General features: G+C 55.8%; 21 protein-coding genes. 12 read left to right on the top strand and 9 right to left on the bottom strand.

What is annotated here, in order from left to right:
- Positions 1–124: 124 nt before the first annotated feature.
- Positions 125–1,105 carry a transcriptional regulator EbgR gene (gene ebgR / locus H5P17_RS17270; protein WP_182824236.1) on the bottom strand — a complete coding sequence of 327 codons (981 nt, stop codon included), beginning with the start codon at positions 1,103–1,105 and terminating at the stop codon, positions 125–127.
- Between the two features lie 427 nt (positions 1,106–1,532).
- Between ebgR and ygjJ the strand changes: the two genes are divergently transcribed.
- Together ygjJ and ygjK are read left to right on the top strand one after the other, a co-directional pair.
- The gene (gene ygjJ / locus H5P17_RS17265) at positions 1,533–2,555 is read left to right on the top strand and encodes a protein YgjJ (RefSeq protein ID WP_255477950.1); all 1,023 of its coding nucleotides are present in this window, start codon (positions 1,533–1,535) and stop codon (positions 2,553–2,555) included.
- Between the two features lie 18 nt (positions 2,556–2,573).
- A complete protein-coding gene (gene ygjK / locus H5P17_RS17260) occupies positions 2,574–4,952 on the top strand; it encodes an alpha-glucosidase (RefSeq protein ID WP_182824232.1) in 2,379 nt (792 codons plus the stop codon).
- Between the two features lie 49 nt (positions 4,953–5,001).
- On the opposite strand, the gene H5P17_RS17255 is transcribed toward ygjK, so the two are convergent.
- Positions 5,002–5,427: a universal stress protein gene (locus H5P17_RS17255; protein ID WP_182824230.1), complete on the bottom strand. Its 426-nt coding sequence runs from the start codon at positions 5,425–5,427 to the stop codon at positions 5,002–5,004.
- Between the two features lie 171 nt (positions 5,428–5,598).
- Positions 5,599–6,996 (bottom strand): cytochrome-c peroxidase, encoded by a 1,398-nt coding sequence (locus tag H5P17_RS17250; protein ID WP_182824228.1) that lies wholly within the window; start codon positions 6,994–6,996, stop codon positions 5,599–5,601.
- Between the two features lie 479 nt (positions 6,997–7,475).
- Here H5P17_RS17250 and H5P17_RS17245 point away from each other — a divergent pair, with 479 nt between their 5' ends.
- Positions 7,476–7,742, top strand: coding sequence for a DUF2024 family protein (locus H5P17_RS17245; RefSeq protein WP_044549920.1), 267 nt, complete (start codon positions 7,476–7,478; stop codon positions 7,740–7,742).
- Positions 7,739–7,993 carry a Rho-binding antiterminator gene (locus H5P17_RS17240; protein WP_182824226.1) on the top strand — a complete coding sequence of 85 codons (255 nt, stop codon included), beginning with the start codon at positions 7,739–7,741 and terminating at the stop codon, positions 7,991–7,993. The genes H5P17_RS17245 and H5P17_RS17240 overlap by 4 nt, the downstream gene beginning before the upstream one ends.
- Positions 7,994–8,023: 30 nt before the next feature.
- Here the strand turns inward: H5P17_RS17240 and H5P17_RS17235 are convergent, their stop codons facing one another.
- Positions 8,024–8,542: a hypothetical protein gene (locus tag H5P17_RS17235; protein ID WP_044549914.1), complete on the bottom strand. Its 519-nt coding sequence runs from the start codon at positions 8,540–8,542 to the stop codon at positions 8,024–8,026.
- A gap of 117 nt (positions 8,543–8,659) precedes the next feature.
- Positions 8,660–9,481: a carbon-nitrogen hydrolase family protein gene (locus H5P17_RS17230; protein ID WP_182824224.1), complete on the bottom strand. Its 822-nt coding sequence runs from the start codon at positions 9,479–9,481 to the stop codon at positions 8,660–8,662.
- Positions 9,482–9,567: 86 nt separating this feature from the next.
- Here H5P17_RS17230 and H5P17_RS26830 point away from each other — a divergent pair, with 86 nt between their 5' ends.
- From H5P17_RS26830 to lhgO, 6 genes are all read left to right on the top strand, one after another.
- On the top strand, positions 9,568–10,347 hold the full coding sequence (locus H5P17_RS26830; RefSeq protein WP_220496887.1) for a LuxR family transcriptional regulator: 780 nt from the start codon (positions 9,568–9,570) through the stop codon (positions 10,345–10,347).
- Between the two features lie 130 nt (positions 10,348–10,477).
- The gene (locus H5P17_RS17220) at positions 10,478–11,293 is read left to right on the top strand and encodes a MetQ/NlpA family lipoprotein (RefSeq protein WP_182824221.1); all 816 of its coding nucleotides are present in this window, start codon (positions 10,478–10,480) and stop codon (positions 11,291–11,293) included.
- Positions 11,294–11,487: 194 nt separating this feature from the next.
- The gene (locus H5P17_RS17215) at positions 11,488–12,522 is read left to right on the top strand and encodes a TAXI family TRAP transporter solute-binding subunit (RefSeq protein ID WP_182824219.1); all 1,035 of its coding nucleotides are present in this window, start codon (positions 11,488–11,490) and stop codon (positions 12,520–12,522) included.
- Positions 12,523–12,531: 9 nt separating this feature from the next.
- Entirely contained in the window at positions 12,532–14,490 is a 1,959-nt protein-coding gene (locus tag H5P17_RS17210) for a TRAP transporter permease (protein WP_182824217.1), read from the top strand.
- A complete protein-coding gene (locus H5P17_RS17205) occupies positions 14,480–15,196 on the top strand; it encodes a FadR/GntR family transcriptional regulator (RefSeq protein ID WP_182824215.1) in 717 nt (238 codons plus the stop codon). The genes H5P17_RS17210 and H5P17_RS17205 overlap by 11 nt, the downstream gene beginning before the upstream one ends.
- Before the next feature lie 2 nt (positions 15,197–15,198).
- A complete protein-coding gene (gene lhgO / locus H5P17_RS17200) occupies positions 15,199–16,389 on the top strand; it encodes an L-2-hydroxyglutarate oxidase (RefSeq protein WP_182824213.1) in 1,191 nt (396 codons plus the stop codon).
- Positions 16,390–16,421: 32 nt separating this feature from the next.
- Here the strand turns inward: lhgO and H5P17_RS17195 are convergent, their stop codons facing one another.
- The 4 genes from H5P17_RS17195 to H5P17_RS17180 all read right to left on the bottom strand — a co-directional run bounded on the left by H5P17_RS17195 (position 16,422) and on the right by H5P17_RS17180 (position 20,959).
- On the bottom strand, positions 16,422–17,339 hold the full coding sequence (locus H5P17_RS17195) for a sugar ABC transporter substrate-binding protein (RefSeq protein ID WP_044549898.1): 918 nt from the start codon (positions 17,337–17,339) through the stop codon (positions 16,422–16,424).
- Between the two features lie 62 nt (positions 17,340–17,401).
- Entirely contained in the window at positions 17,402–18,430 is a 1,029-nt protein-coding gene (locus tag H5P17_RS17190; protein WP_020826399.1) for an ABC transporter permease, read from the bottom strand.
- 17 nt (positions 18,431–18,447) lie between these two features.
- A complete protein-coding gene (locus H5P17_RS17185; protein ID WP_182824211.1) occupies positions 18,448–19,932 on the bottom strand; it encodes a sugar ABC transporter ATP-binding protein in 1,485 nt (494 codons plus the stop codon).
- Between the two features lie 97 nt (positions 19,933–20,029).
- Positions 20,030–20,959, bottom strand: coding sequence for a sugar ABC transporter substrate-binding protein (locus tag H5P17_RS17180; RefSeq protein ID WP_182824210.1), 930 nt, complete (start codon positions 20,957–20,959; stop codon positions 20,030–20,032).
- Positions 20,960–21,494: 535 nt separating this feature from the next.
- Here H5P17_RS17180 and H5P17_RS17175 point away from each other — a divergent pair.
- Entirely contained in the window at positions 21,495–22,337 is an 843-nt protein-coding gene (locus tag H5P17_RS17175) for a class I fructose-bisphosphate aldolase (protein ID WP_182824208.1), read from the top strand.
- 122 nt (positions 22,338–22,459) lie between these two features.
- On the top strand, positions 22,460–24,061 hold the full coding sequence (locus H5P17_RS17170; RefSeq protein ID WP_182824206.1) for a sensor histidine kinase: 1,602 nt from the start codon (positions 22,460–22,462) through the stop codon (positions 24,059–24,061).
- Positions 24,062–24,064: the final 3 nt, after the last annotated feature.

The following is a 24,064-nucleotide window of genomic DNA, read 5'->3' as shown; positions in this document are numbered from 1 at the left end:
CATATTTACCTAATGACGACGGGATCACAATAAATATGAAATGTCTTTTTTAATCATGACGTTAATTTTTAGCCGTTCGGCCTCCCTGTGCTGCCGCGATCGGCATAGGGCACAGGGGACCTTTTCAAGCAACGGTGGTATCGCGCAACTGAAGCGAGCTGGGAACAAAGATCGATAATGGAATGGTCCGTTCGTCACGAATACGCTCCGTCAACAGATTGACGGCCTGAGCGCCCATGGTTTCGGAAGGTATGCGAACGGTGGATAATGCAGGGAAAATAAAACGTGCGGTGGGGATATCGTTCACGCTGATCAGCGCAATCTGGCCAGGAACCTGAACCGAATGCTCGTGCAAGGCACGCAATACCCCGATGGCGATAGAGTCGGTCGCGACCAACAGGGCTGGCGGATAACCGCCCTTCTTGTCCAGCATTTGCCTGGCGCACTGGTAGCCCGCCTGACTGCTGAAATCGCCGGTGTAAATATCCTGCGGTCGTACCACGTTTTTCAAGCGGCCGTATTCCACAAAGGCTTGTTCACGCTGATCGGCCAGCGCCGGATCGTCGCGTCCGCCGATAAACCCAATCCGCGAGTAACCGCATTCGATGAAATAGTCGATCACCTTCTGGCTGATCTTGGTCAGGTCGACATTGACGCAGTCGAACTGCGGGTCGTCGATGACACCGTCAACGAACACCACCGGCACTCGCTGCTGGCTTAGCTGTTCGTAAAGCGCAGGCTGCGGCCGGCCGATGACCAGCAGCGCGTCAGCCGCAGGCAAGGTTTTTTCACCGTTGAAGTCGTAGCAGGCCACCAGCGAAACATCCAACTTTTCGCATTGAGTTTCAATGCCATAGCGCATCGCCAAATAGTAGGGATCGTTAATCTCTATGGCTTGTTTATAGGTGAAAAGCGCGGCGAAAGTCAGCCGATGCCCGCTGTGACGTTTTGAAGGCTGGACTTTGTATTCGAGACGTTCCGCCGCTTCCAGGATTTTTTGCCGGGTTTGCGCCTTCACGCTCAGCGTGGGGTCGTCATTCAACACCCGTGAAACGGTAGCGACAGACACGTTTGCAGCTTCTGCGATTTCTTTCAGTGTGGCCATAGAGTCTCAACGAATAGACAAAAACGCTAGCTTACCGGGACAGCTCAACGAGGTATACGCCTCGATACTCTCCCCCCTTTAAACCGCCAGAAACGTCCTTTTACCTCCAGCGCGGCGGTATCTGGTGCCATGCGTAGTTCTGCGGTTCGCAACGCCCGTAGCGAAGATACCCATTTCACCCTTTGTGATCAAGTTAACGATTTACTGATATATCGGTATTTTTTACTAAAAAATTTACTAATATGTGCTCCGTTTACCGCCGGTATGCGACGGTGTTTTTATCTCCTCCCAGGGAAAAGGGGCCGACCCACATGGCGTTAACGGTTCAAGTTGGCGGGCCCCCCGCAGGCTCGCCAATGACCCAAACCCAATGCGTGTCCACATGAAAATTAAACCCAAGAATAAAATATTGCGCACGTTACTGCTGATGTTGCCGCTGCCGTTGTTGGCTCAGGAGTCTGTGGTGCCGGCGGAACATAACGTTCTGCCGCCCCCCGAACTGACCAATACCGGCCCTACCGCCCTGCGCTTTTACGGCGAGTTGGGTATCGGCGGCAGCGTCTATTTAAACGGGGAGCACCAGCATAAATACAGCGATGGCACCTATATCGAAGGCGGACTGGAGATCAAGCACGGCCAGTGGTTCGGCCTGCTCTACGGCGAAGGCTGGACGGTACAGGCCGACCATCAGGGTAATGCCTGGACGCCGGACCACAGTTGGGGCGGGTTTGAGGGCGGCATCAACCGCTTTTATGCCGGTTACCGCACCGATGACGGCACCGAAATGATGCTTAGTCTGCGTAATGATTCTTCGCTGGACGATCTGCAATGGTGGGCAGACTTTACCCCGGAATACGGTTATGTGATCCCCAATACCCGCGATCTCACCTATGCAGCCAAGTTGCAGAACCTGACCGGTAAATTCCGCTACAGCCTGACCGCCGCACCGGAAAGTCGCATCGACGAGAGCAAGGCGCTGTTGCACTTTGGCAAATATGACCGCTATTCGGATAAGTACCGCTACCGGGCGATGGTCAACGGCTATACGCAATACGATCTGCAGGAAGGCCTGACGTTGTTAAACGGTCTGGAAATCACCGACGGCATGGGGCAACTCTATTTGCTGGGGCTGAAAGGGGAAAACCTGGCCGGTCGGGTCTGGCAGCACACCGGCAAGGGGGACGGCAATCACCCGGGCTCGGAGTCGGGCCTGATGCTGAGCGCCATGGTTGAAGCCGCCAAGGGGCTGTATTTCTCGACGGCCTACAGTTACGCCCGCCATCGGCTGGATAATGCGCCGGACACCGCAACCTCTTACGCGCAGGCCGGTATCTGGTACGAATATGCCGGCGGCAAGCTGGCCACTGCGTTGGACAGCAAATTTTATATGACCAACGACAGCACCGACACCAGCAACTCGGTGTTTCTGATGCAGTATTTTTATTGGTAACACATAAAGGCAAACATAATGAAGATGATTAATAAACTGCCGTCTCTGGCCCTGGCTGTCTCCGCGGCCCTGACGATGTCAGGCTGCGTCTCTCACCCGGGTAACGAAAGCCCTTTGCGGGCGGAAGCCTATAAAAACGTGATTAATCGCAGCGGTGCCCCACACTACATGCTCGATTATGATTTCGATGAACACCAACGCTTCAATCCGTTTTTTGATCTTGGCGCCTGGCATGGTCATTTGCTGCCAAACGGCCCGGAAAGCATGGGCGGTTTCCCGGGCCCGGCGCTGCTCACCGAAGAATACATTAACTTTATGGCCAATAACTTCGACCGGCTAAGCCTGTATAAGAACGGTGAGAAAGTCCACTTCAACATGACCGCCTACAGCATCCCCGGCGCGCTGATCCAGCGGCTTACCGCCCCAGGGATCGCGGTTAAACTGACGTTGCGATTCGCTACTGCCCGCACTTCGCTGCTCGAAACCCAAATAATTAGCGATACGCCACTGGAACTGGTGTGGGATGGCGAACTGTTGGAAAAATACTACGCCAAAGAACAAAAACCGCAGTCGCCGCCAACCATCGAGCAGGCATTCCCCGACTATACGCGGCACCTGTTGCCAACCAACGACGGCCTGCGGGTTACCTTCGGCAAGGTGCGCGCCGCTTCACAACTGATGACTTCCGGCGAGTCCGAATACCAAATTCATAAGTCGCTGCCACAGCAAACGACGGTCAATGGCCATAGGTTTATCGCCAAAGCCACGATTTCCGGCTCCACCACCTTCTATACCACCTACTCTCACCTGCTCACCGCCGCAGAAGTACAGCAGGAACAAAGCAAGATTGCTTCGATCCTCGCCGATCCACAGCGCTACATGAACGCATCGACCCAGCGTTGGGAAAATTATCTCGACCGGGGGCTGTCGAATCCGCATGCCACCCAGGCACAGGAACGCGTGGCGGTTAAAGCGATAGAAACCTTAAACGCCAACTGGCGCGGGGCCGCCGGTGCGATGAAATTTGATTCGGTGACGCCTTCGGTCACCGGGCGTTGGTTCTCCGGCAACCAGACCTGGCCCTGGGATACCTGGAAGCAGGCCTACGCAATGGCGCATTTTAATCCCAACGTCGCCAAGGATAATATCCGTGCGGTGTTCGCTTTCCAGATCCAGCCTGACGACCCGCTGCGCCCGTGGGATGCCGGCTTTATTCCCGATTTGATCGCCTATAACCCCAGCCCGGAACGCGGCGGCGATGGCAGCAACTGGAATGAACGCAATACCAAACCCAGCCTAGCGGCCTGGGCGGTAATGGAGGTGTACCACACCACCGGCGATAAACAGTGGCTGGCCGAGATGTATCCTAAGCTGGTCGCCTATCACGACTGGTGGCTGCGCAACCGGGACCATAACGGCAACGGGGTGCCAGAGTATGGCGCCACGCGCGACAAGGCACACAACACGCCGGACGGTCGGATGCTGTTTACCGTTAAACGTGGACAGCATGAGCAAAAGCTTGCCGGGTTGAACAACTATGATCGGGTGGTACGCTCCGGGCGTTTCGACAGTATTGAAATCCCGGCCCAGGTCGCCGCATCCTGGGAGTCGGGCCGCGACGACGCCGCCGCCTTTGGCTTTATCGATCCGGATCAGTTGGCCCGTTACCTGGCGCAGGGCGGTAAACGGCAGGACTGGCAGGTGAAGTTTGCCGAAAACCGTGCCGCGGACGGTACCCTGCTCGGCTATTCGCTGCTGCAGGAATCTGTCGATCAGGCCAGCTACATGTACAGCGACAACCGGTATCTGGCCGAGATGGCCGATATTCTGGGCCGCAATACCGAGGCCGCCACCTTCCGCAGCAAGGCCGATAAACTGGCGGATTACATCAATAACTGCATGTTCGATAGCGCCAGCGGTTTCTTCTACGACATCCGTATCGAAGATAAACCGCTGCCCAATGGCTGCGCCGGTTACCCCATCGTGGAGCGAGGTAAAGGGCCAGAAGGTTGGTCTCCATTATTTAATGGCGCCGCCAGCCAACAACACGCCGACTCGGTAGTTAAAGTGATGAAGGATCCGCGTGAGTTCAACACCTACGTCCCTCTCGGTACGGCAGCGCTGACCAATCCGGCGTTCGGTGCCGATATTTACTGGCGGGGGCGGGTCTGGGTAGATCAGCTGTATTTCGGGCTGAAAGGCATGGAGAGCTACGGCTATCGTGCCGACGCTGTCGCCATGGCCCAGGCTTTCTTCAACCACGCCGACGGGCTGGTGACCGACGGTCCCATCCGCGAGAACTACAACCCGCTGACCGGTATGCAACAGGGCGCGCCGAATTTCTCCTGGAGCGCGGCGCACCTCTACATGTTGTATAACGACTTTTTCACCCAGTAGTCTGTCCGTCACCCTGCCAGAGTGAATACTGGCAGGGTTAATGCTCTGGCTATTGTTTGATTGGTATAACCAGCACGTCGACATTCAACTGGTTGATGGCATGCTGGGTTGAGGAAAACAGCTTGTTCCACAGATCGTGGTGATGGCCAAAAACCACCAGGTCGACGCTTTTATCCACCACCGCATTCTTCAACTCTTCGATAAAATCGCCGTGTCCGATGATCGCCTCGTTGACCGGGTAATTCACGTTTTGGGTCAGCGGCTCCAGCTCTTTCTTGATCTTCTCTTCAAAAGGGACGCCGTCGTAGCTTCTCTCAGAAAAACCAATCGCCGCGTGGTAGGTATCGTAATGGATATCCACGTAGATCAGAGAGAGCCTGGCCTGCAATGCCGCGGCCAATCTCGCGCCTTTTTCCACCAACCGTTTTCCGTCATCACTCAGGTCGGTGGCAATCATAATATGTTGATAGCACATAGCGCCTCCTGTCATTGATTCATAGAGACCCCGATTTGCACGGCAACATTTCTGTTGTCCCGTTATGGATAATTTTAGTTCAGAAACCGGAGGGACGAACGGGCATCTTGCCGTTGGAACAGCCCCGTTACCGGGGCTGGGTACGCTATGATGACGCGGGCCGTCAGCGCGTTATTTCTGGCTTTGCGTGTAAGGGGTATACACGCCGGTCAGGCTTTCGAGGAAGGCAACAATATCATCGACATCCTGCTGCGGCAGTTCGGTACCCACCTGATAGCGCAGCATCAGTTTGACCGCCTCATCCAGCGTGGCGACATCCCCGCGATGGAAATAAGGCGCCGTCAGTGCCACATTGCGCAGGCCGGGCACCTTCTGCCGTAACCTGTCGCGCGCTTCGCTGGTGACGTTCATGCGTCCGATATCCGCGGCGGTAATTTCACCAAAATTGAAGTCGCGTTTCAGCCCCAAGGGCTCGAAGGAACGCCCCCCCAGGATGGTTCCCCCGTGGCAAGTGGCGCATTTGTTGTCCTTGAACAGTTGATAACCGTGTTTCTGCTGCATCGTCATGGCATTGTCATCGCCGCGCAGCCAGCTGTCGAAAGGCGAGTCCGGCGTGATTAAGGTTTTTTCAAATTCGGCGATGGCATCCGTAATAGTCTCGCCGCTGAGGCCCTGCGGATAGGCGGCGACAAAATCACGGGTTAATATCGGATCCTTGTCCAGCTTGCCGATGATCTCCTCCCAGGATTTGGAGGCCATTTCGATAGGGTTGAGCGGCGGTCCACCGGCCTGCACCTGCAACGTTGGCGCGCGGCCGTCCCAGAACTGCTCGCTGTTGAACACGGAGTTGAATACCGTTGGCGCATTTATTGGCCCTACCGCGCCGCCAACGCCAATCGACGTTTTTCTGCCGTCTACACCTCCGGTATTGAGTGAATGGCAGTGGGCACAAGAGAGAGTGCTGTCTCCGGAAAGACGCGGGTCGTGATACAGTCGAAAACCCAACGCCACTTTCTGTGCGTCGACGGGCAATGCCTTGGGGATCGGCTGAATCGGCTCATTGCGGTGTTCCACGGCGGCCTCGTTACTGGCGTAGTAACGCGCGCGCTGCTGCGCTATCCAGCCAAGCAAGGTCTCGCGCTCTTGCTCATTCACCTGCCCCGCCCAATGCAAGGCGACATACCGTGTCGGCGGCATGGTCTTATGCTGCATCACCCATTCAATCTTGTTCAGATCGCTTTGTGATACCGCTTTATCTTCGATCAGGCTGGCACGCACAGGTTCCAGGTTAAAAGACTGATAGCCGAGGCGGATATCGTATTCCATCAGCTGTTTGGCAATGGGAAAAGAGGCATAGAAGGGAAGTTCGGCAGAAGGTGTATGGCAATAATCGCAGCCCTTTTCTCTCAGCAATCCGAGAACCTGATTATTTTTCTCCAGCGCCGAGCGCGGTGCCTGGCTGTACACCGTTCGCTGAGTATCGTGATACCAAACATAGCCCGAAAGCCCCAGATAACATAAGACCATGCCGGTAAGGGACATCGCCGCAATACGGGTGACCTTTTTCATTTTTCTATCCTTATGAGGTATTGCCCATCCAATAGACAGTCGCCCGGCAATAGTAGAGAGGAAGATGCGCCGCATAATTGATAACAATCAATGAATAACCCAGCCTGCGCCTATAGCTGTAATAGCGTTTGCCTATCAGCGTGCCGATATAAAATCGGCGGCTATTTTCTTAAGGCATCCAGGCATTGAAATATCCCAGGATTTCAAACGCCTGTTTATTTTCTCAATCCGGATAGTCCTTTGATTTTATAAATAATTAAATCGGCAAGCGTGACACAAAAAATAAATCACCGCTTCTCTCCACTCATTTCCATATTGAAACGCTTCTTTAGGGTTTATGCCCCCCTGCCTGCCCCCTGCTCTCAAGCGGTCATTTTGGCTAAAAGCGCCGTTGACAGGGTTTTTATCAAATGCGAGGATAATGGTATCGACTCGATACCATATTAATATTCAGATCAACAAAAAAAGGATAAATAACTATGCATATCAATGTATTTGACACTCATGTACATACCAGGGATGGTCGCTATCTGCATTTCGACGTGTTCACTGACAGCAATGATCTGGCGCAGGCCAGACGCTATGCGCAACAGTTTCTCAAGCAGAACAACATTGAAGAGGACAATATCAGCCAAAGCAGCTGCGCCTTCTGTCACAGCGAGTCCTCCAGCCCTGAGGTGGAGCAGGCTATTGGCCAAACGGGCTATTACATTTTTAAAATGCAGGGTTGCCAGGGGATGTCATGACAACTTACCGGCCCATAGACTGCGAACTGCATGATTATTTGGAAATTGCCTGCCTCTACGGCTACCGGCTGAACGTTGAATTGGTTAACGGGCAGTGTTTTCAGGCGACGGCGTTAACCACCCAGACGCTGGAAAATGAGGGAGAGTTTATTTATTTCGATAATCAACGGGTTTGCCGCCTGGATCAGCTTTCGGCAATTACTCCGCAAGGGCGTCATGCCCTCTTTGGTCGCATCGCGCTGACGCAATGAGGGCAGGACAAAATAACCCGATGGCCGGGATCACCGCACGCGCTGGGCTTCAAACCAAACGTTACACACCGACAGGATCAGCGTGTTGGCATCTTTTACCAGCACGTTATCCCCTGGCACGCCGTCGGTACCCTGATCGGTAATGCCTTTGATTGTGGTATCGGCATGCTGGATCATCACCCGCTCAACCGCCGGCGTGCTGATACCCAGCATCGGGAAATCGATATAAGAACTGCTGCCGGAATTGTCCTCGACGAACTCCTGCGCTTCCACCGTGCTGAGGGTCGCCCCTTCGCTTTTCAACTCGGTGCCATTCCAGGTGAAACTCCCTGCTTTATAACCGATCTTGCCACCGATCAGGCCTTTCGCCTGCTGTTCATCCCAGCACCCCACGGTTTGGGTCGGCAGGATCTTGCTGACATGCCAGTTGCCCAATAACGTTTTCGGGATAGGTGCCGCTACGCTCTCCGCCGCCTGCACCTGAGCCGCTGATACGCAAGTCAAAACCACCAATGGCAGCAACGCCTTGCGCCACATGTTAAATCGCATTGTCTTTTCCTTTGGCTATTCGCGCCCCGGTTGGGCTTTCCGTCATCATAATAAGCAGGCGGATCCCCCGTCAAAACAAACTGTATACCAGGGCACAAACAGGATACACCGGGCCGATTAGCCCAGTGGCCACCCCCGGCGCCCCTCTTCCCCTTCAACCCACTGCGCTTCTCCCCCTAACGGCAAGCGCCGATCGTCCAGATAACGGTAGTGACGGCGAGCCTGCTCTAACAGGGTAAAATCCAATGTGGCAGACAGCGCCCCCGCCGCACGGCCCAATCCGGCGACTTCGCGCCCGAGCGGATCGACAATCAGGCTTTCGCCGGCGAACTGCATCCCCCCGCCGTCGCCACAGCGATTGGTCATGGCGACAAACATCTGGTTATCCTGCGCGCGGGCCAGCGCGGCATTGCGGTGCACCGGGCCATAAGGGTCCATATTGCCGTTGGTCACCAACAGCAATTGGCAGCCCATAACGGCTAACGCCCGGGCGTTTTCCGCGAACTCAAGATCGTAGCAAATCAACAGCCCGATACGCGTTCCACGCCAAACGCCACACACCAACGTATCGCCGGGAATGACGGCAGCACGCTCATCCGGCCACAAATGGGTTTTGCGATAGTGCAGATAGATCCCCTGCTCCGGCGTGATCAGCACCGTACTGTTGAACACCCCCTTATCGGTGCGTTCAAGAAAGCCAATTCCCAGCGCGACATCGTATTGGCGGCTGGCCTGCACCAGCTGCTGTAACGCCGCGCCGTCGCTTTGCAGGGCATAGTCGGTGTCGCCCTGCGCCGCAGCGAAACCGGTGAGCTGGGTTTCCGGGAACAGAATAAGGTTGCCGCCCTTGGCGTAACGCTCGATAAATGCCAGAACCTGCGCCAGGTTGTCGGCGACGCAGCCTTCCCGGCAGGGCAATTGGGCCAGGGTTATTTCCATTTTATCCTCCACGCGGAACACAGTAATAATAATGGTAGTATGCCCGAAACAGCCATTCTGGCTATTCCATGACAGGGGTAACATCAGTGGGTAACAGCAGCCTTATTTCTCCCGAGACGCTGGCCTGGCATCGGGCATTCGGCCAACTGGTCGATAACCTCGACGGGGCGGATTTCTGGCTGAGCTGTACGCGCCTGTTGAAGGGGCATATCCCGTTCGAAAACTGGGTGGCGCTGCTGTTTTCTCCACAGCATCCACCACAGATCCTGGCTGCCAGCGACGAAAGCGACGGCAGTGACGAAGCGCTGTTTCACGATTACCAGAAAGGGCTCTATCTGCTCGACCCTTTCTATCTGGATGCCTGGGCGCGCCGGCGCACCGGGCTGTTACGTCTGGACGACGTCGCGCCCGCCAATTTTGCGGCGACGGAATACTATCAACACTATTTCAACCATAACGTCGGTGGTGATGAGGTGCATTTCAACCTGCTGGTGGAGCCGCAGCGCATGCTTTGCCTGTCGTTGGGCGCCTCTCGGCGCTACAGCGATCGTCACCTCGGCTTGCTGGCTCTGGTCGAAAGTTGGCTACTGCCATTGATGCGCCAGCGGATGCGTTTCGAAAACGCCAGCGATGATAGCGACAGCAACTTCTCACTGTCGTCGTTGCCCGGCGGCGCACCATTGACGGAACGGGAAAACCAGGTCAGCCAACTGATGCTGGCGGGCTGTTCTACCAAGGAGATCGCCCGCCGCCTGCAGATTTCTATCGAGACGGTACGGGCGCATAAAAAGCATCTGTACTCGAAACTGGGCATCAACACGCAGTCCGAACTGTTTGCGCTGTTTTGGCGCAGCCGCGGAGCCTGACCTCCCTCATAGCAAATCGCTATTAATCATAGAGAATCAGTATTTTATTTTAGTCAGCCGATTATCTAGAGTCAGTGCCACTCTTCAGCCTGCAATAACCAGCAGGCTATTTTGACAAGGACTCTGGGAAATGACATTTACACTGAAAAAACTCGCCGCGGCGCTGGCGGTGACAAGCAGCCTGCTGCTGACTGCCTGTGGACCGACCGAACAAGACAACCATCACATCAAAGTCGGCATCAGCTCCGGCATCGATCAGGCGATGTGGGCGGTCGTGCAGAAAGTCGCCAAACAAAAATACAATCTGGATGTGGAAGTGGTGACCTTCAATGATTACGTGTTGCCCAACGAAGCGCTGAATAATGGCGATCTCGACATCAATTCCTTCCAGCACAAGCCTTACCTGGAAAAACAGATCCAGGAGCGCGGTTATAAACTGGTGGCGGTAGGCAATACCTTCGTTTATCCGATCGCCGGCTATTCGAAAAAAATCTCATCGCTCAGTCAACTGGCCGACGGCGCGCAGGTTGCCGTCCCCAATGATCCGACCAACCTAGGCCGCTCACTGTTGCTGTTGCAAAAACAGGGGTTGATTGTGCTGAAGGAAGGCGTCGGGCTGCTGCCTACCTCATTGGATATCGTCAGTAATCCGAAGAACTTGAAAATCGTCGAGATCGAAGCGCCACAGCTGCCGCGAGCACTGGATGACAAACAGATCGCACTGGCGATCATCAACACCAACTACTCCAGCCAAATTGGCCTGTCGCCGGCCAAGGACGGGCTGTTTGTCGAAGACAAAAACTCCCCTTACGTCAATATCTTCGCCAGCCGGGTGGATAACCAGAACAGCGAAAACGTGAAGAATCTGGTCAAGGCCTACCAGACCGATGAGGTTGCCGCCAGCGCCGCCGAAATCTACAAGGGTGACGCCGTTAAAGGCTGGTAATTTGCATTTCCCCCGTGGCGCCCGTCACGGGGTTCTTCCCTTCTCCCCCCTAACTCATTGCTTATTTCCCGATCGTTTTTCACTCGGTTAGATCACAAATTGAACAACGGCCGCTAGGTAAAAAAAGCTGCAATGTTGTATACAAGTTTGCGTAAATGTTTTCTATTTGTTTCAAAAAATTTCGGGTGAAAATAATGAAAAATAGAAAAATCAAGCTGTTGCTGGCCGCGGGGGCTCTGGCTGCCGTCGCGGCGCTGGCGGTCGCCGGCAAGGTGGAGAATGCCGACAAGACCTTCCTTTCCGTGGCCACCGCCTCCACCGGCGGCACCTATTACCCGATGGGCGTCGGGCTGGCCAACGTCTGGAGCAACCGCCTGAAGCAGAACGGCATCCAGGTCAGCGGGCAATCCTCCGCGGGATCGATAGAGAATATCGATCTGCTGCAGAAAAACGAGGCGCAGTTGGCGATCCTGCAAAGCCTGATCGCCGTCGAAGCCTATGAGGGTGTGCGCAATTTCGAAGGCCGCGCCTACGGCCCCCTGCGCTCCATCTCGATGCTGTGGCCAAACGTAGAACACTTTGTGATGCTGGAAAACAAAGTCAAGGACGGCACCCTGAATGACATCGCCGGCAGCCGTTTTTCGGTGGGACCACAGGCCAGCGGCACCGAGCAGTCCACGCTGATCATTTTGCAAGGGGTTAACCTGAGCAAGAAATCGCTGACGCCGGAGTATCTGGGCTATGGCGACACCGTTTCGGCCATGCGCGACGGGCGGCTCGACGGCGGTGCCCTGCCTGCCGGGGTACCGGCGGCAGCGGTCACCGACATGTATGCCAGCGGCGTACCGTCACGCATTCTCGACGTCACCGATGAACAACTGGCCAATATCAACGCCATCGCCAATTCCTGGTTCCGTTTTGATATCAAGGCCGATACCTACCCACGGCAGAGCAAAGCGGTCTCTACCATCGCCCAACCCAATATTCTGGTGGCCCTGAATGGCCTTGATGAAAAGCTGGTATATGACCTGACCAAAACCCTGTTTGAAAACCTGCCGGAGGTGCATCAGGTCCACAGCGCCGCCAAATACATTTCGCTGGAGAATGCGCTGAAAGGCGTCTCTGTGCCGCTGCATATGGGCGCTTATAAATATTATCTGGAGGCAGGGGTCAGCGTGCCCGACTACCTGATCCCACCGGAAGCGGCAGCGCTTGCCGCCAATCGATAAGGAGGTCGTATGAGTACTAACAACCTGTCACCGCAAAATGCCGTCGATCTGGATAAGGAAGCCGGCGCCGGCAGCCGCCCGCTGAGCGGTATCTACTTGCAGTTGGCCACGGTGCTGGCGATAGCGATTTCCGCCTATGCCATTTATGCCAATGCGCTGTCGAATACCCAGGAGTTCTACCGCAATACCACTTTTCTCAGCGGCATTCTGATCCTCGGGTTCATTTTATTTCCGTTCTCTCGCCGCCACGCCACCAGCAAATTCAACCGCTGGGACTACCTGTTTATCATCCTGACGCTGGTCAGCTACGGGTATTTCTACGCCAGCTATCTGGATTTGCACGTGGTGCGCAAGAGCATTCCCAATACCACCGACTACCTGATGGCGGTGATCGGCATCGGCGTACTGTTTGAAGCCGCACGCCGCACCACGGGGTATTTCATCCCTGGGTTGGCGACCTTCGCTATCATTTATGCGCTGTTCGGGCAGTACTTTATGGGCATTTTCGGCCACGGCGGCTTCTCGTTCGAACGCCTGCTGTACCGGCTGTTTATGACCAGCGAAGGGATCTTCGGCATCACCCTGTCCACCGCCTCCACCGCCATCGTGGTATTTATCCTGTTTGGCGCGTTCCTCAGCGTCAGCGGGGCCACGGCGTTGTTCAACGATTTGGCGCTGGCGATGGCCGGCCGGCGTCGCGGCGGCCCGGCGCAGGTCGCGGTGATCTCCTCGGCGCTGACCGGCTCCCTGAGCGGCAGCGCGGTGGCCAACGTCGCTACTACCGGCACCTTCACCATTCCGCTGATGAAAAGCATCGGCCTGTCGCCCCGCTTTGCCGGTGCGGTTGAAGCCACCGCCTCCACCGGCGGAATGATCATGCCGCCGATCATGGGGGCCGCCGCCTTTATCATGGCCGGCTTCCTCGGCATTTCGTATACCACCATCGTGATCGCCGCCATTATTCCCGCATTGCTCTATTACGCGGCGCTGATTATTGCCATCGATCTGGAGGCTAAAAAGCAGGGTCTGAAAGGCATCAGCAAAGAAAATATTCCCAAAGTGAAAGCGGTGCTGAAGGCGCGCGGCCTGCTGTTGCTGCCGTTGTTCATCGTTATCGGCACCCTGTTGTTGGGCAAAACGCCGATCTATGCCGGGTTCCTCGGTATTATTTCGATCATCGTCGCCAGTTGGATCACCCCCGATACCACCGTGCGCATGACGCCGAAAAAAATCGCCGAGGCGCTGAACGAAGCGGCACGCGGTTCTATTCAGGTGACGGTAGCCTGCGCCGCCATCGGGGTGATCATCTGCGTGGTCACCATGACCGGCATCGGTTCCACGCTGGCGTTTAATATCGTCGCGATGACCAACAATACCCTGTGGATGATCCTGCTGGTGGTGATGCTGGTGTGTATCGTACTGAGTATGGGGCTGCCCTCTACCGCGCTGTATATCGTGGTGGCGGTTACCGTTTCGCCGATCCTGATCAAGGCCGGCGTGATGCCGCTGGCGGCGCACTTCTTTGTGTTCTGGTTTGGCGCCTTGTCCAACATCACGCCGCCGGTGGCGCTGGCCAGTTACACCGCCGCCAGCATCGCCCGCGCCGACCCGATGCAGACCTCGTGGGACGCCGTACGCCTTGCGCTTCCGGGCTTTATTATCCCGTTTATTCTGGTCTACAACCCGATGCTGCTGATGCAGAGCGACGACCTTAATACGCTGTCGGTGATCCATATGGTGATCAGCGCATTGGTAGGGATTTATGCGCTGTCGATCGCCAGCGCCAACTTCTGGATGATGAAAACTCACTGGCTGGAGCGGATCTTGTTTAGCGTAGCGGCTATCCTGCTGATTAAACCGGGGCTGCTGACCGACTTGGGCGGCGCGGCGTTAATTGTTACTGCAGCGTCCATGCACCTGTTACGTTTCAGGCGGAGCCATCCGCAGAGGGCGATGAATGATCAATAAAGTGACGCGCCAGAAGGCCTCACATCAGGTGCTGGCGCAGTTGAAAGAAGGCATCAGTAACGGCACCTTCCCCGTCGGGGAAAAACTGCCGTCAGAGAACCTGCTGGCGGAGGCCTTTGGCGTCAGCCGGGTGCCCGTGCGTGAGGCGCTCGGCATCCTCGAGGTCAGCGGCATTATTTCTTCACGTCAGGGGGGCGGCCACCGGGTGGAACAACATTCCCTGCTGAGCAAATACCAGCCGCTGGTGTTGGAAATAGCCGATCCTGATGAAGTGGAAGCGCTGCTGGAAATGCGCGAGGTGATTGAACAACAGGCGGCGTGCATGGCCGCCGAACGCCATACCGAACAGGAACTACGGGCGATAGAATTGACCCTTAACGACTTCAAACGCTGCACCCTCGACGAAGGTTTGATTGGCCACCGAGAGGATTACCTGTTCCACCGCGCCATTATGCAAGCCTCGCACAACCCGTTTTTCGTGCAGATCCTGGATAACATGCACGAATTATATCTCGGCGTGCTGGTGTATTCACTCAGCAAGAACCTTGGCCGTCAGGCCGAACGCCAACGGGTGATCGACGAGCACCAACGAGTATTTATGGCGATCAAGGCTCGCGATCCGGCGGCGGCCACGGCCGCTATGCGGAACCATCTCAGCAACGTACGCGGTAAATTGCGCCGCCTGGACCATGAGGAGTTAGGGTAATCATGCATGACGTGATCATTATCGGCGCAGGTCTGGTGGGATTGGGGATCGCCAATGCGCTACAGGAAGCGAACCCGGTGCTGCGCATCCTGATCCTGGAAAAAGAAAATGGCCCGGCGGCCCACCAAAGCGGCCATAACAGCAACGTAGTGCATTCCGGCATTTACTACACTCCCGGCAGCCTGAAGGCGCGGCTGGCCAAGCTGGGCAATCAAAGCATGTTCGCCTTCTGCCGCGAGCATGATCTCTATCAGGAGCAGTGTGGCAAAGTGATTGTGGCAACCCAATTGAAGGAACTGGCTTTACTGGAGAATATCTACCGGCGCGGGCGACAGAACGGGCTCGCGGTCAGCCGATTATCGCAGGCGCAGTTAAAGGAACGCGAACCGCACGTCAACGGAATTGAGGCGCTGCTGGTGCCGGATGCCGGCATCGTCAATTACAGCCAGGTGGCGGCAAAGCTGGCTGAGGTCATCCAGCAACGCGGCGGCGAGATCCGCTATGGACAACAGGTAGAAAGCATTACTGAACGCAGTGACGGCGTCAGCATCGGCACTCAGCACGCGGCGTATCAGGGCAAGTGGCTGGTTAACTGCGCCGGTCTGTTCAGTGACCGCATCGCCGCCCTGGCCGGCTATCAGACCGGCATGAAGATCGTGCCGTTCCGGGGTGAGTATTTTGTGCTGAACGAAGAAAAAAACCATCTGGTGAATCATCTGATCTACCCGGTACCTAACCCGGACTTCCCTTTCCTCGGCGTGCATTTTACCCGCATGTACAACGGCAAACGCGACGTTGGCCCCAATGCGGTGCTGGCATTCAAACGCGAAGGTTACCGCAAGTGCGATTTCAGCCTGCGGGATCTGGGCGAAGTGCTCGGCTATCGAGGATTCTGGAAAATCGCCGGCAATTATCTTGGCGAAGGGCTGGCAGAAGTTCGGCGCTCCCTGTCACGCCGGCGCTTCACCGAGAACGCACGTCAGCTTATCCCCGAACTGCAGCCGGAAGATATCCGACCCGGCCCGGCCGGGGTTCGCGCCCAGGCGCTGACCGCCGACGGCAAACTGGTGGATGATTTTCATTTTGTGAAGGGCCGCCGCTCGCTGCACGTCTGCAATGCACCCTCCCCGGCAGCGACCGCCTCACTGGAGATTGGCCGCGAGATCGTACGCCAACATCTTGCTGCGCTTTGATGTTAAAGCCCGCGGATGCGGGCGTTTCCAGCTTACTTTGCCGCGTATTTTTGCATATTGGCCGGCGTGACCAGTTCAAACGGGATCCAATAATAGGGTTCCAGCTTTTCGCCCTTGATCATCCGCTGCGCCACGTCGACCGAGGCCTTGCCCTGGCCGACGGCGTCCTGGAATACCGTGACCTGCATCTTGCCGGAAGATAACGCTTTCAGGCCGTCCGGGGTGGCGTCGATTCCGCCGATCAACACTTTGTTGTCCTTTTTACCCGCCTGTTGCAATGCCATGATCGCGCCAATCGCCATCTCGTCGTTGTTGGCCGCGACGATATCAATGGGCTCACCGTTGGTTACCCAGTTCAGCATCAGATCCATACCCTCGCTGCGCGAGTAGTTGGCGCTTTGCTTCTGCACCACTTTCATTTTCGGGTACTTGGCCACCACCTGCTCCACGTCTTTGGTGCGTTGCAGCGCACCGGCGTCGGTCAGGTTACCGATCATGATGGCCACGTTGCCCTGGTAATTCGCCAGGCGCGCCAGCTCTTCCATCTGCAAGGTACCGGACTGTTTCTCGTCGGAGCCGACGAACACCACGCCGGAAGGCAGCGTACTGTCGCCCGGCGTACGATTCACATACACCAGCGGAATACCCGCCTTGGTCACCAACCTGGTGATCGCAGGCGTGCCCGCCGAGTTGACCGGATCGACGATAATCGCGTCCACCCCAGCGCTGATAAAGCTCTGCACCTGATCGGTCTGGCGGCCAACGTCACCGCGGGCATCTTCGAACTGCACGGTAATACCGCGCGCCTTGGCCTCTTTGTCGATCGAATGGCGGATAATGGTCAGGAAATTCTGGTCAAAATAGGCCATCGATACGCCGATAGTCTCCGCCAGTACCGAGGTGGAACAGCTAAGCGCCGCCACCAGCACGATTCTTTTTAGGTATTTCATGGTGATTCCCCTGAGGTAAAAAAAACCGCCGGGCAAGCCGCACCGGCGGAGATTTACGGCAATCAGTGTTTTTTGCGGTTACGGTGCATGTCGATAGACACGGCGGCAACGATAATCACGCCTTTGATAATGTCCTGAATATAGGAGTCCACGCCGATAAAGGTGAATCCGCTTTTAATCAGCCCGAGGATCACCGCACCAATCAGCGTGCCGGTAATGCGCCCGACGCCGCCCATCAGGCTGCTGCCGCCGATGACCGCGGCGGCAATCGCATCCAGCTCGTAGGACATGCCCATGCTCGACTGGCCGCTGCTGACGCGCGCCGCCAGGACCACGCCCGCCAACCCGGCCAGACCGCCGGCGATGGTATAGACCGTCACCAGGTATTTATTGACGTTGATGCCGGAAACTCTCGCGGAGGTCATGTTGCCGCCGATGGCGTAGATGTACTTGCCGTAGCGGGTATGTTTCAACGCGATGTGGAAGATCACCGCAATCACCAGGAAGATGATCACCGGCATCGCGCCCTGACCGATTGAGGTGAAGCCGTCGGACAAGAAGCTGACCGGGTTGCCCTGGGTGTAATACTGAGCCAGGCCACGTGCCGACACCATCATGCCCAGAGTGGCGATAAACGGTGGAATGCCAGTACGGGTGATCAGGAAGCCGTTGATAAACCCGCAAACAATACCTACCCCGATCCCTGCGCCGATCGGGATCGCCGCCGGCAGGTCTAGTAGCGCCGGGTACATCGGCGAAATGCTGTCTGACGTTTGCGCCAGGCTGGCCGCCACCACCGCCGTCAACGCAATCAGCGAGCCGGAAGAGAGATCGATACCGGTGGTGATAATGACCTGGGTCACGCCCACCGCGATGATGCCGATAATCGCTACCTGCAACACGATCAGCAGCAGCCGGTTAGGGTTCATCAGGAATGACTGGTCGCGGATGTACCAGCCAAGGATTTCAAAGACCAGTGCGATGCCGATCATCACGATAAAGATGCCGGTATCTTTCGGCATTTTGCCGCTCAGGCCAGAGAACAGGGGCGCTTTACCCGCAAGCGGCTTCTCAATTTTTACATTACTCATGGTGGTTCACCTTTGCGTTATTCAGAGGCCAGCGCCAGGATTTTTTCCTGATCCGCTTCTTCTTTATCCAAAATGCCGGTAATACGGCCGCCGTGCATCACCATCACCCGGTCGCTCATGCCGAGAATTTCCGGTAATTCCGACGACACCAAAATAATGGCGACGCCGCGGTTCGCCAGCTCGCTGATCAGGCGATAGATCTCCGCCTTGGCCCCGACGTCGATGCCGCGCGTTGGCTCATCGAGGATCAATATTTTGGGCTGGGCCAGCAGCCAGCGGGCAATAAGCACCTTCTGCTGATTACCACCGCTGAGGTTATTGATGATTTGGTCCATGGTCGGGGTTTTGATATTGAGCTTTTTGATCTGCTCCATGCAGTCTTTGGCCATTTGCACATGGCTGACAAACCCGTTCTTGCCGATGTACTCCGACAGGTTGACGATGCTCATGTTCTCGACCACCGACAGCACCAGGAACAGCCCGGATTTTTTGCGGTCTTCGGTGAGGAACGCCAGGCCGAGTTCGATGGCCTTTGAAGGGGAATCGACCTTTGCTGCCTTGCCCTCGATAAAAATACTGCCGCCGTCCGCCGGGTGCATGCCGAACAGGCTTTCCATCACCTCGCTGCGCCCGGCGCCCACCAGCCCGGCGACACCGAGGATTTCGCCGCGCTTCACGCTGAACGAGACATCGTGGAACCAGTCCGAACGCCGCAGCCCTTCGACCCGCAGCACTTCCTCGCCGATATTGTTGTTGAATTTAGGGAACATCTGGGTCAGTTCGCGGCCCACCATCATGGTGATCAGCGACTGTTTGGTCAGGTTTTCGGTTTTATCGCTGGCAATAAAGGTGCCGTCGCGGAAGATGCTCACCTCATCGGTGATGGCAAAAATCTCGTCCATCTTGTGGCTGATGTAGATAATGCCTTTGCCCTGCTCACGCAGCTCGCGAATGATGGCGAACAGATGCACCACCTCACCCTCGGTCAGGGCCGAGGTGGGTTCGTCCATGATCAGGACGTCCGCGTTGTAGGAAACCGCCTTGGCGATCTCCACCATCTGTTGGCTGGCGATGCTCAGTTCGCCCACCATCGTTTCCGGTTTGAGTTTGATGTTCAGCCGCGCCAGCAGCTCGCGGGTTTTCTTGTTCAGTTGATCATGGTTTACGAAGCCCAGCTTCGCCGGCTCACGCCCCAGCCAGATATTTTCCGCTACCGTCATATAAGGCACCAGGTTGAGTTCCTGGTGAATCATGGAAATGCCCGAATGCAGCGCCTGCAGCGTGTCGCTGAAGGTCACCGGTTGGCCTTTTATTTTAATGGTGCCTTCATCAGGGTGATAAATACCGATTAAACATTTCATCAGCGTGGATTTTCCCGCGCCGTTTTCGCCCATTAAAGCGTGCACGCTGCCTGGTTTGATTTTAATTGAGACCTTGTCCAGCGCCTTTACGCCGGGAAACTGCTTACTGATCCCTTCAGCCTCAAGAACATAAGGATACATACTGATAACCTCCGCCGTTCGTCAATGCATCCCTGCCGTATTTACCGCCGTGTACCGGGTAAATACGGCAAAGGATATAACCGCGCTGCTTTAACGCTTATTTTCTGTTCTTGTCGGCAAATTCCTGATAATTGGCCTTGGTGATCAGCTGATAAGGGATCAGGACGTTGCTTTCCACCTTCTCGCCTTTAACCAGCTGAATGGCGGTTTGCACCGCACCTTCGCCCTGGCCTTTAGCGTCCTGGAATACGCTCAGCGCCAGATCGCCCTTCTTGATGAATTCCAGCGCGTCCGGGGTACCGTCAACGCCGGCCACCAGCACGCCCGTTTTCTTCGCCTGTTTCAGCGCCAGGATCGCGCCAATGGCCATTTCGTCGTTGTTGGAGGCGATGGCATCAATCTGCTGACCGGTCAGCGCCCAGTCGGTGGTAATGTCTACGGCCTCCTTGCGGCCCCACTTGGCGGTTTGCTTGTCGAGGATTTTGATGCCGGGATACTTGGCCGCCACCTCTTCCACGCCGCGGGTACGGTCGCGGGTCGCTTCATTGGACAGTTCGCCCATCAGGATCATCACGTTACCCTTGCCGTTCATCAGCTTGGCCAACTCTTCCATCTGCAGCTTGCCGGCCAGTTTGGAATCTGAGCCTACGTAGGCCATGCCCGCAGGCAGCGTCACTTCCGGACGGCGGTTAACGAACACCAGCGGGATCTTGGCGCTTTCCGCCAGTTTGATCATCGGTTTCACGCCCTGGGTATCGACCGGGTTGAGGATAATGGCGTCGACGCCCTGACTGACGAAGTTCTCAATCTGTTGGATCTGCTGGGCGATATCCCCTTTCGCATCCTCAAATTGACCGCTGACGTTGCCGTCCTGTTTCATTTTGCTCTGCATTGACTGGCGTAGGATGGTGAGGAAATTGTCATCGAAATAAGCCATTGAAACGCCGATTTTGATGTCTTTTGCCAATACGCTGGCCGGCAGCATGCACATCAATACCGAGGTGACGATCAGTTTCTTCAGCTTCATGTTCTGTACCCTTTAATCGTTAGAGTGAAGAGGCCTGTTGATTTGACAGCTAATGAAAAATATTTTTTACATTCAAACAACAATCCGGTCGGTGTTATCCCTTTGATACGGCAGATTTACCGCTTTTTTTCCGTCTTCTGGCAGTGTGTGAAATTTTGATCGATGTCTCAAAATAGATTAAAAACAATCAATTGAAATAAACCTTTTGGCAAAGACGTGACGCCCTTGCGTCACTATTAAATGTTTATTTCATAATTGAGATTATTGAAACTTTTTAACCCAAACAAGCGAAACATGCGTTTTGGAATAACCAAGTAACAAAAACATGACACGGATCTAACAAATGACGCAAAAGCCACCAGCCCGCTCGTGGCTTTAGTGCGTTCAGCGGCGGGAAGCGATCTGCTGCGATGAAAAAAGGAGAGGCGTTCTCTCAGTAAATATGCGAGCGAGCGCGCAGTTTGCGGATCCGTGGTTTCCTCCCCCGGTTTACTCGACAATACTGAATGGACATGTGTTTTCAGGAGGATCTGACATGCAGCTCAGCAGTAAGGTACGGATGAACCGGCTGTTCAATAACGGCAAGTGCCTCGACGTGGCGATTGACCACGGGATCGCCAATGAACCGGATTTTTTAATCGGCCTGGAAGATATTGAGCGGGTTATGAATAGCCTGATCGTCGCCCGCCCCGACGCCATTCAGGTGAATTACGGCCAGGCGGATTTGCTGCAATGCTCGCCACAGCGCGATAAACCGGCGCTGGTGATGCGTACCGACGTCGGCAACGCTTATAACGCCGCGCGTCACCGTGAAATGTGGGCGGTGTTGCATAACCCGGAAGCGCCGATCCTCGCCGCGCTGCAGATGGATGCCGCAGCCGTAGTGGTGAATCTGTACCTGATCCCCGATGAGCCTGGCATTTTCCGCCAGTGCGTGGAAAACATCGGCCGTCTGCGCCATGCCTGCGATCGCTATGGCATGCCGTTGATGGTCGAGCCGTTGGTTATGGCGCCTGCCGGTCAGGGGTCGGCTTATGGCTCGTTGGGCGACGTCGAAAAAATGGTGCCGCTGGTGCGATTGGCGCGTGAGTTGGGCGCCGACATCATTAAAGCCGACCCTACCGAACGGGTGGAAGATTTCCACCGCATCGTTGAGGCGGCGCGCTGCCCGACATTGGTGCGGGGCGGCGGTAAAGGTGAACTGGGCGCAGTACTGAAGAAATCCGCGGCGCTGATGGCACAGGGCGCATCCGGCATGGTGTATGGCCGCAATGTGTATCAACACGACAATCCTTCAAAAGTGGTCCGCGCGCTGATGGCGATCATCCATCAGGGAGCCAGCGGCCAGCAGGGACTGGAAATCTACCATCAGCCCTGATCCCGGCTTTTGTAATTAAAATAATCCCTCACCCGGCGGCAGCATGTTATAACCTGCTGCCGGTCGCTGCCCCGCGCCCCATTCCCCGCTAAAATCCTGATACGCCCATTCGGAGAACCGCCATGCCCAAACAACGGATACCGCTGAAACTCAGCACCACCCTCACGCTGATGGTGTCTGCCATTATTGCTTCGGTGCTGCTGGTGGTGTACGCGCTGTTTTTTGTGCAGATGAATCACGAGGGGCAAGATCAGCAGCGCCAGAAGGCGATGGCAATTGCCGAAACGGTGGCGCTTTCCGGTAACGTCGTTGACGGCCTGCAGCGGGAAGATCACAGTGGCGCGATCCAGCGCTTCGCCGAGCAGGTACGCCATCAAAACGAACTGCTGTTCGTCACCGTGGTGGACATGAAAGGCATCCGCTATTCGCACCCTAAACCCTGGCTGATCGGCCAACATTTTATCGGCGACGATTTAGAACCGGCCCTGCACGGGAAAACCAACAGCGCCATCAACCGTGGCGCGCTGGCGCCTTCACTGCGCGTCTTTGCACCGGTCTACGACAGCGAGCGCCGACAGATAGGGGTAGTGGCGTTGGGTATCGCACTCGATACCGTTCACCGGGTGGTGGCAGAAAGCCGCTGGATCATCTATTTGACCCTCGCGTTCGCCGCGCTGGTCGGCACGCTCGGCACCTTCTTCCTGGTGAAAGCGTTAAAACGCATCATGCTCGGTTTTGAACCCTACGAAATCTCCAACCTGTTCGAACAGCGCAACGCCATGCTGCAATCGATTAAAGAAGGCGTCATCGCGGTCGATAACCAGTCACGTATCACCATCGTCAACGATGAGGCGAAACGCCTGCTGCGCCAAAGTGGCCCTTTCGAAAATCTGCTGCTGGAGTCCGCCAGCAAATACTGGCCGGCCCAACTGCATTTGGCGGAGGTCTTGGCCAGCGGTAAACCGCTGCGTGACCAGCAGATCAGCTTCAACGGCAGCGAACTTCTGACCAATACCGTGCCGGTGATCGTCAAGGGCCAGGTGATTGGTGCCATCGCCACCTTCCGCGATAAAACCGAAATCAGCCAGTTGGTGCAGCGCCTGAGCGGCATGGCCCACTACGCCGACGCATTGCGCGTGCAGTCGCACGAGTTTATGAACAAACTGCACGTGATCCTCGGCATGCTGCATATGAAGGCTTATCAGCAGTTGGAAAACTACATCATCAACACCGCCAGTAACTACCAGGAAGAGATCGGCGCGCTGCTACGCAAAATACAGTCGCCAGAGGTCGCCGGTTTCTTTATCGGCAAAATCAGCCGTGCCCACGAAGCCGGTATTGAGCTGACCATTGATGAAGCCAGCCTGCTGCCGGAAACCGACGACGCGGAAACCACCCACGTGCTGATCAGCGTACTGGGCAACCTGATTGAAAACGCCATTGACGCCATCGACGGCGTTGAAGGACACGAGATCAACCTGAGCTTTCATCACAATGAGAATCACTTACACTGTATAATCAGCGATGACGGCCCCGGCATCGATCCGGCTCTGGGCGCCCGTATCTTTGAGCAGGGTGTTTCCACCAAAGGGCCGGGGCGCGGTATCGGCCTGGCGCTGATCCGCAGCAGCCTGGAAAAACTGGGCGGCAGCATTGATTTTGAATCTGAACCGGGTGTACTGACCCAGTTCTTTGTCCATATTCCCTATCAGGCCAAGGGCTGACCC

It is taken from the genome of Serratia sp. OS31 (genome assembly GCF_014164835.1).
In the GTDB taxonomy this organism is placed as follows: domain Bacteria; phylum Pseudomonadota; class Gammaproteobacteria; order Enterobacterales; family Enterobacteriaceae; genus Serratia; species Serratia liquefaciens_A.
This window is presented reverse-complemented; position numbering and strand designations above follow the sequence as displayed.